At 65.5% G+C, this 15,118-nt stretch carries 14 protein-coding genes; 7 read left to right on the top strand and 7 right to left on the bottom strand.

The window, feature by feature from the left end:
* Nucleotides 1-2: 2 nt before the first annotated feature.
* From kdpC to NHL51_RS05445, 5 genes are read right to left on the bottom strand one after another with little or no spacing between them, the layout of a single operon-like run.
* Entirely contained in the window at nucleotides 3-617 is a 615-nt protein-coding gene (gene kdpC / locus NHL51_RS05465) for a potassium-transporting ATPase subunit KdpC (protein WP_434142326.1), read from the bottom strand.
* 26 nt (nucleotides 618-643) lie between these two features.
* Nucleotides 644-2,791 carry a potassium-transporting ATPase subunit KdpB gene (gene kdpB / locus NHL51_RS05460; RefSeq protein ID WP_434142325.1) on the bottom strand — a complete coding sequence of 716 codons (2,148 nt, stop codon included), beginning with the start codon at nucleotides 2,789-2,791 and terminating at the stop codon, nucleotides 644-646.
* A gap of 3 nt (nucleotides 2,792-2,794) precedes the next feature.
* Nucleotides 2,795-4,468 (bottom strand): potassium-transporting ATPase subunit KdpA, encoded by a 1,674-nt coding sequence (gene kdpA, locus NHL51_RS05455; RefSeq protein ID WP_434142324.1) that lies wholly within the window; start codon nucleotides 4,466-4,468, stop codon nucleotides 2,795-2,797.
* Nucleotides 4,468-4,557 carry a potassium-transporting ATPase subunit F gene (locus NHL51_RS05450; RefSeq protein ID WP_035731468.1) on the bottom strand — a complete coding sequence of 30 codons (90 nt, stop codon included), beginning with the start codon at nucleotides 4,555-4,557 and terminating at the stop codon, nucleotides 4,468-4,470. Before NHL51_RS05450 ends, kdpA begins: the two co-directional genes overlap by 1 nt.
* Nucleotides 4,554-4,721, bottom strand: coding sequence for a hypothetical protein (locus NHL51_RS05445; RefSeq protein ID WP_434142323.1), 168 nt, complete (start codon nucleotides 4,719-4,721; stop codon nucleotides 4,554-4,556). The genes NHL51_RS05450 and NHL51_RS05445 overlap by 4 nt, the downstream gene beginning before the upstream one ends.
* Nucleotides 4,722-4,939: 218 nt before the next feature.
* On the opposite strand from NHL51_RS05445, the gene NHL51_RS05440 reads away from it, so the two are divergent.
* From NHL51_RS05440 to NHL51_RS05430, 3 genes are read left to right on the top strand one after another with little or no spacing between them, the layout of a single operon-like run.
* Nucleotides 4,940-5,506 (top strand): hypothetical protein, encoded by a 567-nt coding sequence (locus NHL51_RS05440; protein WP_345582176.1) that lies wholly within the window; start codon nucleotides 4,940-4,942, stop codon nucleotides 5,504-5,506.
* Complete coding sequence (locus tag NHL51_RS05435; RefSeq protein ID WP_067243081.1) at nucleotides 5,503-6,051, top strand: hypothetical protein; 549 nt, start codon at nucleotides 5,503-5,505, stop codon at nucleotides 6,049-6,051. Before NHL51_RS05440 ends, NHL51_RS05435 begins: the two co-directional genes overlap by 4 nt.
* The gene (locus tag NHL51_RS05430; protein WP_417218595.1) at nucleotides 6,051-6,614 is read left to right on the top strand and encodes a hypothetical protein; all 564 of its coding nucleotides are present in this window, start codon (nucleotides 6,051-6,053) and stop codon (nucleotides 6,612-6,614) included. Before NHL51_RS05435 ends, NHL51_RS05430 begins: the two co-directional genes overlap by 1 nt.
* 73 nt (nucleotides 6,615-6,687) lie before the next feature.
* Here NHL51_RS05430 and NHL51_RS05425 read toward each other — a convergent pair whose 3' ends face one another.
* Nucleotides 6,688-7,230: a DUF6611 family protein gene (locus NHL51_RS05425; RefSeq protein WP_434142322.1), complete on the bottom strand. Its 543-nt coding sequence runs from the start codon at nucleotides 7,228-7,230 to the stop codon at nucleotides 6,688-6,690.
* A gap of 407 nt (nucleotides 7,231-7,637) precedes the next feature.
* Nucleotides 7,638-8,621, bottom strand: coding sequence for a DNA cytosine methyltransferase (locus NHL51_RS05420; protein WP_417218593.1), 984 nt, complete (start codon nucleotides 8,619-8,621; stop codon nucleotides 7,638-7,640).
* Between the two features lie 293 nt (nucleotides 8,622-8,914).
* Here NHL51_RS05420 and mobF point away from each other — a divergent pair, with 293 nt between their 5' ends.
* The 4 genes from mobF to NHL51_RS05400 all read left to right on the top strand — a co-directional run bounded on the left by mobF (nucleotide 8,915) and on the right by NHL51_RS05400 (nucleotide 15,104).
* On the top strand, nucleotides 8,915-12,451 hold the full coding sequence (gene mobF, locus NHL51_RS05415) for a MobF family relaxase (protein WP_434142765.1): 3,537 nt from the start codon (nucleotides 8,915-8,917) through the stop codon (nucleotides 12,449-12,451).
* 152 nt (nucleotides 12,452-12,603) lie between these two features.
* The gene (locus NHL51_RS05410) at nucleotides 12,604-12,933 is read left to right on the top strand and encodes a hypothetical protein (protein ID WP_434142321.1); all 330 of its coding nucleotides are present in this window, start codon (nucleotides 12,604-12,606) and stop codon (nucleotides 12,931-12,933) included.
* A 333-nt stretch (nucleotides 12,934-13,266) separates the two neighbouring features.
* The gene (locus NHL51_RS05405; RefSeq protein WP_434142320.1) at nucleotides 13,267-14,397 is read left to right on the top strand and encodes a hypothetical protein; all 1,131 of its coding nucleotides are present in this window, start codon (nucleotides 13,267-13,269) and stop codon (nucleotides 14,395-14,397) included.
* A 17-nt stretch (nucleotides 14,398-14,414) separates the two neighbouring features.
* Nucleotides 14,415-15,104 carry a hypothetical protein gene (locus NHL51_RS05400; RefSeq protein WP_434142319.1) on the top strand — a complete coding sequence of 230 codons (690 nt, stop codon included), beginning with the start codon at nucleotides 14,415-14,417 and terminating at the stop codon, nucleotides 15,102-15,104.
* Nucleotides 15,105-15,118: the final 14 nt, after the last annotated feature.

The raw sequence follows: 15,118 nt of genomic DNA, 5'->3' as shown, positions 1-15,118 counted from the left end.
GATCAGTCCTCCAACTCGTCCAGGGCGAGGTTCAGTTCCAGAACGTTCACCCTCGATTCTCCCAAATACCCTGCATCCGGGCCCTGGGTGTGTGCCGCGACGAGTTCCCGCACCTGCTCGGCGGGGATCCCGCGTGCGTCGGCGACCCGGTCAATCTGGATCTGCGCGTAGGCGGGGCTGATGTGCGGGTCCAGTCCCGACGAGGACGCGGTGACCGCATCCACGGGTACTTCGGCCTCGGTGACGCCGTTGAACTCCGCAACCTGGGCTTTGCGTTCGGTGATCGCGGCGATCAGGTCCTCGTTCTCCGGACCGTAGTTCGACCCGGAGGAGGCGCCGCCGTCGTACCCGTCGCCTGCGGCGGAGGGCCGCGGCTGGAAGTACTCCGGCAGCGGGTTGCCGTCCGCATCGGTAAAGGACTGGCCAATCAGCGACGACCCGACCGGGTCGCCGTCCTGGTTGGTCATGATCGACCCGTTGGCTTGGGCGGGCAGGGCGACCTGCCCGATGCCGGTGATCAGCAGGGTGTAGCCGACACCGAGGGCGAGGGTCAGGAGCGCCATGGCGCGGGTGGCTACCCAGATGGTGCGCCCGATTCCACGAGCTTGCGTGTTCATGATGTTCTCTTCTTTCCGAAGGTGTGTCAGAAGCCGGGGATGAGGCGGACGAGCAGGTCGATCAGCCAGATCCCGACGAACGGGGCGATCACGCCGCCCAGCCCGTAGATGGCGAGGTTGCGGCCGAGAATGCTGGACGCGTTCCCGGGCCGGTACTTCACTCCGCGGAGTGCGAGCGGGATGAGGAACACGATCACGATCGCGTTGAAGATGATCGCCGACAGCACCGCCGAGGCCGGCGAGTGCAGGCCCATGATGTTCAGTGCGGCGAGCTGCGGGAACACGCCCATGAACATGGCGGGGATGATCGCGAAGTACTTCGCGATGTCGTTCGCAATCGAGAACGTCGTCAACGCTCCCCGGGTGATCAGCAGCTGCTTCCCGATCCGCACCACGTCGATGAGCTTGGAAGGGTCGCTGTCGAGGTCGACCATGTTCCCGGCCTCTTTCGCCGCCGACGTGCCGGAGTTCATCGCGACCCCGACATCGGCCTGCGCGAGCGCGGGCGCGTCGTTGGTGCCGTCACCGGTCATCGCTACCAGATTCCCGCCCTCCTGCTCCTTACGGATGTAGGCGAGCTTGTCCTCCGGGGTGGCTTCGGCAAGGAAATCGTCCACACCGGCTTCCTTCGCGATGGCGGCCGCAGTGAGCGGGTTGTCGCCGGTGATCATCACCGTGCGGATACCCATCGCCCGCATCTCGGCGAACTTCGCCGGCAGCCCCTCCTTGACGACATCCTTGAGATGCACAACCCCGAGGAGGTGCCCCGCACCGGTCGCGTCCTTGGTGGCGACGACCAGCGGGGTGCCGCCGGACTGGGAGATGTGCTCGACATGCTCGTCGAGCTCCGCGACCAGCGACGACGGCAACCGGTTCCCGCCCTCTTCCAGCCACGCCATCACGGCGGAGCCGGCGCCCTTACGGATCTGGGTGCCATCGGGCAGGTCCAGGCCCGACATGCGCGTCTGCGCCGTGAACGGGACGATCTCCCCAGTGGTGTTCCGGTCGAACTCTCCGTGCTCCTGCTCGGCGAGCTCGACGATCGACACGCCCTCCGGGGTCGGGTCGGCCAGCGATGACAGCGCGGCCGCGCGGATCAGCTCCTGCTCCCTCACTCCGACGAGGCGGACGAACTCGCTCGCGCGCCGGTTGCCGTAGGTGATGGTGCCGGTCTTGTCCAGCAGCAGCGTCGTCACATCGCCCGCGGCTTCGACCGCGCGCCCGGACATCGCCAGCACGTTGCGCTGTACGAGCCGATCCATCCCGGCGATACCGATCGCCGACAGCAGCGCCCCGATGGTGGTCGGGATCAGGCACACCAGCAGCGCGACCAGGACGGTGACGCTCACGGGGGCGGCAGCGTACGACGCGATCGGGTTCAGGGTGAGCGCGACGACGACGAAGATGATCGACAGGGACGCGAGCAGGATGTTCAACGCGATCTCGTTCGGCGTCTTCTGCCGTGCGGCACCTTCGACGAGGGAGATCATCCGGTCCACGAACGTCTCACCCGGTTTGGAGGTGATCCGCACCACGATCCGATCCGACAGCACTCGGGTGCCACCGGTCACGGCGGAACGGTCGCCGCCGGACTCGCGCACCACCGGGGCGGATTCGCCCGTGATGGCGGACTCGTCGACAGAGGCGATGCCCCACACGATGTCCCCGTCGCCGGGGATCAGTTCGCCCGCAGTCACGACGACGACATCGCCGAGGGTGAGGTCCGAGGACGATACCTGCGTGGTCGAGGCCCGCTCCGCGGCGGCGTCCGCCTTCGGGTCGTAGGCGGTGACGCGGTTGGCCATGGTGCTGGTGCGGGTCTTGCGGAGCGTTTCCGCCTGTGCCTTACCGCGACCTTCGGCGACGGACTCGGCGAGGTTCGCGAACAGCACGGTGAGCCACAGCCACACCGCGATCGCCCAGGTGAACGACCACGGCACGACCGTGCCGCCGGAATCGGCGGGTCCGCCGATGAACGGCTCCGTGACGGCGAGGACCGTGGTGAGCGCGGCGCCGACCCAGACGAGGAACATGACGGGGTTGCGCCACTGCTCTTTGGGGTTGAGTTTGCGGAATGCTCCGGGCAGGGCTGCCCGGACCTGTTCCCAGGTGAACCCGCCCTTCCGGGTGGGGGTGCCCGCGGTTTTCGGGCGGGGTTCGGTGATGGTGGACATGGTTTACATCAGCCCTTCCGCTAGCGGACCTAGCGCGAGAACGGGGAAGAAGGTCAGTGCGGTCACCAGGATCGTGACCACGGTCAGCAGCCCGATGAACATCGGACGGTGCGTGGGGAGGGTGCCGGAGGTGGTCGGAACCTTATCCTGCGCTGCGAGGGAGCCGGCCAGGGCGAGGACGAACACGATCGGTACGAATCGACCCAGCAGGATCGCAAGCCCCAGCGTGGTGTTCAGCCACGGAGTGTTCGCGGTGAGCCCTGCGAACGCGGAACCGTTGTTGTTCGCCGCGGACGTGAACGCGTACAGCACCTCAGACATGCCGTGGATGCCGGGGTTCCAGATCGACGTACTTTCTACCTCTTCCCGGACGCCGGGGATCGCGAAGCTCAGCGCCGTGCCGGCCAGCACCAGGGTGGGCATGACGAGAATGTAGAGCGCGGCGAGCTTGATCTCGCGCGGCCCGATCTTCTTGCCCAGGTATTCCGGGGTGCGTCCGATCAGCAGACCCGAGATGAACACGGCGATGACCGCGAGGATCAGGATCGCGTAGATCCCGGAGCCGACGCCACCGGGGGTGACTTCGCCGAGCATCATGTTCAGCATCGGCATCATCCCGCCGAGGCCGGTGTACGAGTCGTGCATCGAGTTGACCGCGCCGGTGGAGGTGCCGGTGCTGGTGGTGGCGAACAGGGTCGATCCGATGATCCCGAACCGCTGCTCCTTGCCTTCCATCGCGCCGCCGGCAAGGCCGGGGGCGGTGCCCATGCCGGCCGATTCCAGCGCGGTGAGGATGCTGAACGACGCCACGTACAGGATCGCCATCACGGAGAGGATCGCGTAACCCTGACGGTTGTCACCCACCATCCGCCCGAAGGTGCGGGGCAGGGAGAATGGGATGACGAGCATCAGCAGCACCTGGAACACGTTCGTCCACGCGGTGGGGTTCTCGAACGGGTGAGACGAGTTCGCGTTGAAGAACCCGCCGCCGTTGGTGCCGAGCAGCTTGATGACCTCCTGCGACGCCGTCGGCCCGCCGGGGATCGTCTGTGTGGCGCCGGTGATCGTGGTGACGGTGGTGAACCCGTTGAAGTTCTGGATCACTCCGCCGATCATCAGCACGATCGCACCGACCACGGCGATCGGCAGCAGAATGCGCAGGGTGCCGCGGATCAGGTCGACCCAGAAGTTCCCGATCGTGCCTGAGCGCCGGTAGGCGAAACCGCGCACCAGAGCGATCGCGACCGCGATACCGACTGCGGCGGACACGAAGTTCTGCACCGCGAGACCGGCGAACTGGACGGTGTAGCCGACGGTGAGCTCCGGCGAGTAGGACTGCCAGTTCGTGTTGCCGACGAACGATGCCGCGGTGTTGAACGACAGATGCTCCGAGGGAGCCGTCAGGCCCAGCGAGTACGGCAGCCACTGTTGGAGGCGTTGCAGGCCGTAGACGATCAGCAGGCCGATCGCGGAGAACGCGAGCACGCTGCGCAGGTAGGCCTGCCAGGTCTGCTCGGTCTTGGAATCGACGCCGATGATCTTGTAGATCCCGCGTTCGACTTTCCAGTCCTTGCGGGATGTGTAGACCCAGGCCATGTAGTCACCGAACGGGCGGTGCAGGATGCCCAGGATGATGGCGACGGTGGCGAGGGCGAGAAGCGCGTACACCCAGGTCATCAGAAGCGCTCCGGTTTCACGAGAGCGAACACGAGATACACGATCGCCGCGACCCCGAGACCGGCGGCGAGAAGTTCGAAGACGATCACAGCTTCTCCACCGCCTTCCCCAGCAGCCCGACGACGACGAACAAGGCGATCACGCCGAGCGCGTAGACGATGTCAAGCACAACAAGCTCCATTCGGATAACAAGCGACAGCAGGACCACTAGCCGCGCAACCCGAAACAGCGGGTGCAACTCACGATCAAACACCCGCCCACACGCCCGAAACAGGCGTCCTAACAGAACCCATACGAGGATCGGGCGGACTCTGACGGGCCGCTAACACGACAGGCTCGCAGAGCGCGCCGACGGCACGGACGCGAGTGGCCGCGCCCTCTGCGTGGTGCTGTTAGCGGCAGGCCGAGAAGGCGCATGAGTTCCGTGAGGGGCTGTTCCCTGCCCGGTGGTTGCCGCGTAGAAGTGGAGGCATGACCCTCACCGCCATCCTCCCCTCCCTCAGACGCAGCATCCCCGACCCTCTCCAACCCCGACGTTGGCCCGAGCACACCGTCCCCACGGTCTCGGATGTCGTGATCGGCGGAGTGTCCCTGAGGCGACTGGTGGACATCACCGGCACCCCGGCGCTACTCACCGGGGACCTGCCGCACCCGAAACCGGCCCAGGCGCACGCCCAGGGGATCGGCAACGACGTCACCGTCCTGGTCTTCCAGGTCACCCTCCGCGTCGACACCGACACCGATAAACGCGTCGCCCTCACCGACTGCGGATTCGACCGGGTGGCCCCCTACTGGGACGAGTGCCGGCTCATCGGCCGCACGTCGACGGCGAAGAACACCACCATCGAACTCATCCCCGGCGAAACCGGGTCTGCGCCGTGGCCGTACCCGATCGTCACCCTTCCCGCAGACATCCACCAAGGCGACCTTCTCGCCGTCCCCTGCGCCGGCGCGGTCACGCTCAGCGACGTGCGCCCACGCCCACAGGAAGCCTTCGTACGCGCAGATCAGGTCCGGGAACTCGCGGTGACCCGATGAGCATCATGCACACCCTGATCTCGTCCCGGGCGATGGCTCTTGCCGCCCTGTACGAGGACTGCCCACCCTGGCCCGCAGACACCGCCTTCGCCGACCGCGACATCAGCATCGGCGCGCAATCACTCACCGCCCTCGCAGCACAGCGCGGCACCCCCTGTGTCCTGATCGCGCCCAGCAGCGCGTCGGCGCGAGGAGAAGAGTACCGCACCGTCATCGTCACCACCATCCTCGCCCGCACATCGCGCCGCGGGCTGCGGCACCCCTTGGAACTGACGGTCGACTGCGACCTGGCCGCCCTCGACTCCCGCGTCCTCGACGTCCTGCCCCTGCAGTGCCCGAACGCGCGGCACCGCAAGACGACCCTGCTGCGCTCCCCGCACACGCAGACCGCCATCAGGGTGCTGCTTCCGCAGACCTGCGCCCCCGGTGACCTCCTCGCCCTCACCTGCGAAGGCACGATCGCACTCGGGCAGATCACCAGCCACCCCACCCGCATCCACCCGGGCAGTGACGACGAGGAGTGGCAAGGCAGGTGCCTCAAATAATGGACACCATCCGACACACCACCCGCTCGTCCCCGGCAGGCCCGCAGTCTGGGAAGGCTCGTTTGCTCCTCTACGGCGACTCGCTCGACAGCCTCGCCTATCTTGCCATGCCCGTTCCTTACGATCACGACGCACTCGACAACCGGAGAGCGCGAACCATGATCGTGGGAATCCGCGTGCCCGACACGAACCACCCTCGGCAAGCGCTCCGGAGTCAGCTCCGGGCAGCGCATGACATCCTCACGAAGCCGCTGCGCACGCACCCCCTGGTGCGGCACATCTTCTACATCGTCGAAGTCCCGTCTGACTCACCGACCCCTGACCGCGCCGTCAACGCATTGTCCGCAGCGATCTGCGCACACCACGCTGAGATCGAAATGCGCCACGGCCGCGACATCTGCATCACCGGAATCATCACCACCCCCCACACCGACCCCGTGACACTCACCGAACGCGTACACCAAAGGATCACCACCACACCCTTCGAGAGCTACTACGCGACCTCCTGGGACCAAATCGCACACAGATCCATTGCCGCCGCCGCCGCAGAAGCACTTCTCTAGCGTCGCCGAATCCCTACCCGTGGACCCATCGATGGTCACGGGCGCCAGCTCCCAGCGCGAATCCGCGTGCTTACTAATCTCGCGCGGGAGACAGTGCATGCGTCTCCTCGTAGACGGCCATCCACACGCGGTCGTACACGCTTCGCGTGATCCTCCCGTGACGAAGATCCTCTGTTGCGCGCTCCATCAGCAACGACAGCGTCGTGATCATCTCTTCACGATCCTCATCATCACGACGAGGCCAGAACACGAATCGGCTCGACCACGCCATTGCCACCCGTCCACGAAGCGGACGTGCCTTCCACCAAAGGAACACTCCGGCCGACACCCCCACCAGCACGATCCCGACCGCCGACACCTCAGGAGACGCGCCAACCGCGATAAGCACAAGCCACAGCAGCAGACCCATGCTCAGGGCCGCCGGCACGAAAGCACTCGCCAACCGTGCCCAGAACCGTTCACGCTCCGACGACACCGGCGAATACACGACCAGGCGGGACGTCCCCACACCGTGACGCGCGACAGTGTGACAAACGGATCCCCAGCGCACGGGTCGCGGCAACCGGGAACCGCTGGGCTGTCGCGACCGGCCAGCTGTGGGACTTACACGAGACATGCACTGATGCTCACCCGCTCACGGGACCGCCGCGAGAGCGCCATACGGAGCCCATGCAGCAAACCGGCAGATCACCGCGGTTCGCTAACGCATTCCCAACACTAACGCCCCCGTTTACCGGGCACATCCGACGCCCGAGCACCGCGCCGCAGGGGGCAGCCGGAGCCGCTGATCGTTCCCAATCCCTTGGCTCTCGCGTACGGATCGAGCGCGATATCGGCAGCAGCTTCGCCATGCTCCGCGTCGGTGAGCATGCTGGCAACAAGCAGGTCCTCACAGTGCTGGTGTATCTCAGAAGTTGAGCATCTTCCGGGCCGTTCCCAAAGCCGCGACAGCTTGCCTCGGGAGAACACCGTTCCCGAGCGACGCAAGTTGTTGGTTGGCGGTCAGCCCATGACACGCATCGGTCACCCATCCGGCCGGTAGCCCCATTCGACGAACGGGGGCGCCGGACGCGGACCGGTCTTGTCGCTCAGAAGCGCCGGTGACGGAGCGGAGCGGCCAGTGATTCGCTCCCATCTGGTCACGGCTTCGGCGTATCGTCCCCAGCGTCGAAGAGCTGCCCGATCAACGACCACAGGCTCTCGGGCTCCTGGGTGCGCGGGTATCCGTGTGGTCCGTGGAGGGCGAGGTCGATAATCTGATGGCTCAGAGCGATCGTGCCCCGCCGTGCTTTCACCTGTTGCAGGGTCTCCCCGCCCCGAGACGCGTCCGACGCGAGTGGGGTCCGGAACAGCGCGGTGGGCGAGGATGAAGACCCGGTATCGGGGATGAGGTGCGCCGATAGCGGAAGCGGGTAAACCGATCCATTGCGCGTCATACCGGAGGTCGGCCAGGTCTCCCAAAACTGCTCCCGCTGCCCGAAGAGGTCGAGTTGCGGTTTCTCCCAAATGCCACGAATCGGATTCCACACTGCGAGAGGCTGCGTCGCTGGGGGTTGCGTCTTTGGGGTTGCGCTGCTCATCGTTGTCTCCTTCGGGAATCGCGCGGATCGCGGGTGCAGATAGCAGCCCGCGCACGTTCTCGATCACCACCCGTTCCGGTTGCAGAACGTCGATCGCTGCTGCCATGTGCGCCCAGAGTCCGGATCGAGTGCCGAGTTTCAGGCCGGCCATCTTCCCGACCGTGGATACGTCTTGGCAGGGGAACCCGCCGCAGAGGATGTCCACCGGCGGGACAGTGTTCCAGTTGATGGTGGTGATGTCGCCGAGGTTGGGGGCGTCGGGCCAGTGGTGGAAGAAGACGCGGGCAATGGGTTCGTTTATCTCAGAGAACCAGATCGTTTTCGCCCCGAACACTTCCTCGACGGCGAGATCGAGTCCGCCGTAGCCAGAGAACAGCGACCCGACGCGTAGCGGCGCGGCCGGGTCGCTTGGAACCATATTTGCCATCGGCGAGCCTCCTGGGTCGGTGATCCTCGGAGCCGTGATGCTGCTCCGAGCTGGTCACAAACGAGGTGCACGGTCGGCCCCACCGGCCTACGCCCAGGCCGCTCGCCACGCCCCCGCGTGCCGCGCCCAAAAGTTCGCTCGTCTGACCCCTTCGCGGTTCGCTCAAACGGGTTGTCACGCGTCTTGCAAGCGAGGTTCGCGCCGTCGCGTGAGTCAACTCAGAGTTGACCGTGCCGGCGGGTCCTGACGCTCACCTCCTCACCAAGACAGGACGGTGAGCGGTGACGGTTTCGATGCGGGTGATGTCCGCCGGCGACGGCTACAAGTACCTCCTGCGCACTGTCGCCACCGGTGACGGCGACCGGGTGCTCTCCACGCCGCTCACGAGGTACTACACGGAGGAAGGAACACCCCCTGGGCGGTGGATTGGGTCAGCGGTCACCGCGCTCGGTGGCGGTTCGATCGTCGTTGACGATGAAGTCACGGAGGAGCAGCTTCAACGGCTGATTGGGCAGGGGTGCGATCCCGTCACTGATCAGGCGCTTGGGAGTCCGTATCGGAAGTATCCGACGGTGGCCGAGCGGATCGAACGTCGCACCGCAAGGCTCGACGTCGACCTCCCGGTGACGGAGCGTGCCGAGGCGGTTGCTGCAATCGAGGCGGAGGAGAGCGCTCGTGGGGTGCGGAAGGCGGTTGCGGGGTTTGATTTCACGTTCTCGATTCCGAAGTCTGCGTCGGTGCTGTGGGCGGTGTCGGATGCGGGTACGCAATCGTTGATTGCGGACGCGCATCACGCAGCGGTTGCGGAGATGGTTGCGTTCATCGAGCGCGAGGTTGCGGCAACTCGTGTCGGTGCGGCTGGACGCAATGGGGCGGTTGCGCAGGCTGATGTGTCCGGGGTGATCGCCACCGCGTTCGATCATTACGATTCGCGGGCGGGTGATCCGCATCTGCACACGCATGTGGTGATCTCGAACAAGGTGCAGACCGTCCACGACGGCAAATGGCGCTCCCTCGACGGACGCCCCCTCCACGTCGCCACCGTCGCTCTCTCCGAGCTCCACGAAGCCGTGTTCGCCGACCACCTCACCCGCACCTTCGGCGTCGAGTGGGAAGCGCGCGACATGGGACGTGACCGCAACCCTGCCTGGGCGATCACGACGGTGCCGGAGCGACTGGTTGCGGAGTTCTCATCGAGGTCACGGCAGATTGACGAGGAGAAGAACCGTCTCATTGCCGAGTACGTTGCGCGTCACGGTCGGCAACCGTCGTTGACGACGGTCATCAAGTTGCGTGCGCAGGCGACGTTGGCAACCAGGCCGGAGAAGCAGGTCCGTTCCCTCGTGGAACTTACCGGTGAGTGGCGAGATCGTGCGTCGCACCTTCTTGGTGAAGACGCCACCCGCTGGGCGCGCACCGTCACCGCCAACGACGCCCCGCTGTTGTTGCGTGCTGATGATGTGCCTTTGGATGTGCTCGACCTGCTCGGGCGCAGCGTGGTCGAAACAGTTGGTGAGAAGCGGTCGACCTGGCGGCGATGGAACCTCACCGCTGAAGCCGCACGGCTAACGATGCCGTACCGGTTCGCCACCACGCAGGATCGTGAAGCTGTCGTTGGAATGGTGGTCGACGGTGCCGAGCGCGCATCGATCCAGCTCACTCCGCCCGAGCTCGCGTCCAGCCCTGCCGTGTTCCGTCGGGCCGACGGCAGCAGCAGGTTCCGGCCTGTCGCGTCGACGGTGTACTCGTCGCCTGAAATCCTGGCGGCGGAAGATAGGCTCCTCGAGCGCGCCCGCAGCATGACCTCACCCACCGTCCCGGTCGAGGTGATCGAGAAGGTCACCCGTCGCCCGGACGGCGACGGTAGGTTCCTCGCCGATGATCAAGCAGTAGCCCTCACCGGGGTCGCGATCTCCGGTCGCGCAGTCGATGTGCTGGTTGGCCCGGCGGGGGCTGGGAAGACAACGGCGATGCGCGCCCTGCGCACCGCGTGGGAGCGGGAGCATGGGCGCGGCAGCGTCGTCGGGTTGGCACCGTCCGCGGTTGCCGCGCAGGCCCTTGCCGATGATCTCGGCATCCGGACGGAGAACACCGCGAAATGGTGGCACGACCACCAGAACACCGGTGCATCGTTCCGTAAGGGCCAGCTCGTGATCGTGGACGAAGCCTCCCTCGCAGGCACCCTCTCACTCGATCGACTCACGGCGCACGCGGTGGAGGTGGGTGCGAAGGTGCTGTTGGTGGGTGACTGGGCGCAACTGCAATCCGTTACCGCCGGCGGCGCGTTCTCCCTCCTCGTCCACGACCGCAACGACGCCCCCGAACTGCTCGACGTGCACCGCTTCGTCAACGACTGGGAAAAGTCCACCTCCCTCGACCTCCGCCACGGCCGCCCAGAAGCCATCGACACCTACACCGCCCACGACCGCATCAACGGCGGGAACACCGAGGCAATGATCGACGCCGCCTACACCGCCTGGCGAGCCGACACTCTCGCCGGGGCTTCAACCGTATTGATCGCGGACTCGAACGAATCCGTCCACGCCCTGAACCAGCGCGCCCGCGCCGACCTCATCCTCGACGGGACCGTGAACGCCCGCCGCGAAGTCCAACTCCAAGGAGATGCTCGCGCCGGGGTCGGGGACACGATCATCACAAGGAAGAACGACCGACGGCTCCGCACCCCGCGAGGTTGGGTGCGCAACGGGGACCGCTGGACCGTCACTGACATTCGCGACGACGGATCACTCACCGCTCGACGCGCCGACAGCCGCGGCACCGTGATCCTCCCCGCCGACTACATCTCCGACCACGTCAATCTGGGATACGCAGTGACCGCGCATAGGGCGCAAGGCATCACCACCGACACCTCTCGTGTGCTCGTTGATCCGTCTACGACGCGGGAGAACCTATATGTCGCGATGACTCGCGGCCGGCACACGAACCTCGTCTACGTCGCCACCGACCGCCCCGACGACAACCACACCACCCCGCACCCCGCGGATGATCCTGATGCGACCGCGCGGAGCATCCTCTACGGGGTCCTGCAGCACACCGGCGCGGAACTCTCCGCACACCAGACGATCACCGCCGAACAAGAAGCCTGGGGGTCGGTGGGGCAGCTCGCGGCTGAGTACGAGACGATCGCGCAAGCCGCCCAACACGACCGTTTCGCCACCCTCATCCGCGAATCCGGCCTCACCCCAGAGGAAGCTGAAGACACGATCCACTCCGATATATTCGGCGCACTCACCGCCGAACTGCGGCGGGCGGAAGCGAACCACCACGACATCGACGCCCTCATGCCACGGCTGGTCGCGGTCCGCGGCTTCGGTGACGCCGATGACATCGCCTCCGTCCTTCACTACCGCCTCGCCCGCGCCACCGAGAGGCCGGTGGGTTCTGGTCGTACCCGCAAGGCACCCCGTCTGATCGCCGGCCTCATCCCCGAAGCAACCGGACCCATGAGCTCCGAGATGCGGAAGGCCCTCACTGAGCGGGGCGAGCTGATCCAGCAACGTGCCGAAGCCGTCCTCGACCAGGCCATCGCCGAACGGCAGGAATGGGCGCTCGCGCTCGGAGACACACCGGCAGAGACGAGAGCCGCGGCAGCGTGGAAACGGCAGGCACGGACCGTCGCCGCGTACCGCGACCGCTACGGCATCACCACACGCACTCCGCTCGGCCCCGCCCTCGATAGCGATGCGCAGAAGATCGACGCGGCACGGGCGAAAGCAGCACTTGCGAGGCTCCGCGACCTGGCTAGCAGTGATGGTCAGGATGCTCCGTCGCGGGTGATGCGGCGCGAGGGTGCGAGCCGGGGCCTGTGATCGGTTGCCCTTCCGAATGCCGCTGGTGCGTCGTACCCTGGTGGTGAGGCGGATTTCTCCTTGATATGACGCTCCTCGGGGCAGGCCGCAAGGCCACTCACACACGCACCGCCTCCGACGATCCGTCGTGCATGTGAGAGGTAACCCCCGTTATGATCCGCCAGCTTTGGACCCTCAGCGTCTACACCCACGCATTCCTGCGCCGCTACATGCCCACCAACATCCTCCTCGACGCCATCCGCACCCGCCGAGGACTCAAATGGGGAGTCCCCGCGATGCTCCTCGCCGTGCCCTACCTCCTAGCCGCGAGCACCTTCACCACCCTCATCGCAGACGGCGGACCCGGATGGCTCAACTTCCTCGTCCTCCTCTGCCTGTGGAACACGATGAAGCTCGTCATCATGGGACCCATCAGCCTGATCCTGCTCGCCCGTACTCGTGTGCGGGAGGCCGTGGCCGCTCGCGCCGAACGACGAGCATGAACCGAACTGGTCAAGCAAGCGGTCTGACAGACCACTGCGGCACCGCTACGTCGCGTCGTCCGAACCGGCGCCACACACGAACTGCCGGTAAGCCTCTGGCGTTACCCCAAGGCTCCGTCGGAACTGGCGGGCCGCGAAGCCGGCATCCGCCCATCCCACATCTGCGGCGATCTGATTGATCGGAAGCATGGTCGAGCGCAGTAGCTGTCCCATCGTACGAGGCGTCGGAGAAGGACCGTCGGTGTCAGGCAGATGACTCGCGGGCGCGGGCTCTGGGGCGGATCGCATTGGCCTGTCATCCTTGAGGGAGACCGTTGAGCGGAGGGATGAAACATGACGCAAGCTGAGTTGGCGGCTGAGGTGGCGCGACGCCTCGGAGTCGTCGCGCACCCCGCCGTCGCTCAGATCGCCGAGGCGGTCGCGCTGTTTGCCCCGCTGGGGTGGGCGATGTGCGATCGCTGGCATCAGGCCGGTACAGTCGGGGTCCTACGCCTCGCCGCGAAGGGTGCTGGGCCCACGGCCATTGATGAGGCGATCACTGAGGTCTGGAACTCCGACAATCAGGTTCTTCTCCGGCATGCAGCGGCACCGATACGCCGGTGGTCAAACTCTCACTACCCGTTCAAGCAGGTCATCTGGGATCGTGTCGCGCTCATCGAGAAGGCGATTCAGCATCATCTCGCGGGAGCCTACGAGGCGTCGATCCCAATCATCCTCGCGCAGATCGATGGGATGAGCCGCGATCTTACCGGGCAGTCCTTTTTCTCCAAGGCCAACGCGGACCCCTATCTTGATGACGCGACACTGGCGGGGATTGAAGCGAACCTGCCGGTCGTCCGCCGTGTCTTTTCCGAGAACGTCGATGAGTCCGGCAGTTTCGGCCTCGTCTCGCGCCACGGCGTCCTACACGGCCGAGACCTTGGCTACGCGACACGGGTGAACTCGACCAAGACGATCGTGCTCGTCGCCGCGCTGGCCGAGTATTTCCCGCGCATTGCGGACGACGCCGGCGCTCGACTGCGCAGGCTTCATGAAGAGTCCGTCGCGGGCTCGCGAGAACTTGATGAGTCTGGTCGGCTGGTCGATGATCGGCACATCCCTGAGTTGCTCAACTTTGCCTACGACTTCGACACCGAGTACCTCAACGCTGTGTTGCTTCGCCCCGGCCCGTTCGACGTGCATGCGACGCTCATAGAGGTTGCCAGAAAACACAACCTCGATCCCGACTCATTCGCCGTAGGCCAAGATCAGGTTGGCTGCTGGTGGCACTACACCGTCCCCGCGGGACAGACACTCGGTTACGCGGCTCGTCCGACAACGAGCACCGAACGACGACATCCTGACGTATGGCGATGGGACGCGTTCGATGTGCCCCGCGCATCACCGTGGGCGAACGCAGCGGGGTGGCGCTCAGACGATGACTTCCCGCGATCGCCAAACTGGGAACGCGACCCCGTCATCTGACGAGGCGAGGAACAGCAGTGCAGGCACATATCGACAGCGACATTGGCGCGGGAGCGAGAACGAGAATGAGTGAGAGTTCGGGTGGCAGTGCCGCGGACATTATCGCGGGGTTCGACGCAATACTGCCTGAGCAGGAGCGCGTGCTGGAACAGGCTGCTCAGAACGTCAAGCTTGGCCTCGAACGGGACTCCGAGATTTATCGCCGCTTCACGCAGCTCCAGTTCTTCATCCTTACCGTCGACTTCGACATGCGGGTCATGCTCCGTGCGTTACTCGCGGACCCGCAGAACCGGCTCACCGCCGAGAAGTTCCTTGCCCTGACACTCGAAGAGGCGGAAGAGTCAGCCGGGAGAATGGTCAATGCCGTATCCAAGGCCATGCGGAGTCTCCCCAATGACACCGGCGCCCATCTGTTCGATATTGCGAAGTTCGATGAAGCAGTCCGCGCGTTCAAGCAGGCGATGTCCGAGATGAGGGATGACAAAGAGTTCAACAAGACTCTGCGTCTCATACGGAACACCATCTCCGGCCACATCGTCGGGGACGACGTTGGCGTTCAGAACAGCGCGATCTGGGTACTTACACGCCAAGGCGTGCCCCGCGACATCGACGGTGTCCTGCGGAGCCAGATCGTCTCCTACGCCATCGCGACTCTGAAAGCGCTCACCGAATTCGCACGCGGACTGCAAGGTACCCTGCGAACTTGACGACGGGCCCATTC

Origin of the sequence: Leucobacter sp. gxy201, assembly GCF_051043335.1 — a bacterium.
Classification (GTDB): Bacteria; Actinomycetota; Actinomycetes; order Actinomycetales; family Microbacteriaceae; genus Leucobacter.
The sequence above is the reverse complement of the archived record's forward strand: the minus strand, read 5'-3'. Positions and strand labels throughout refer to the sequence as shown.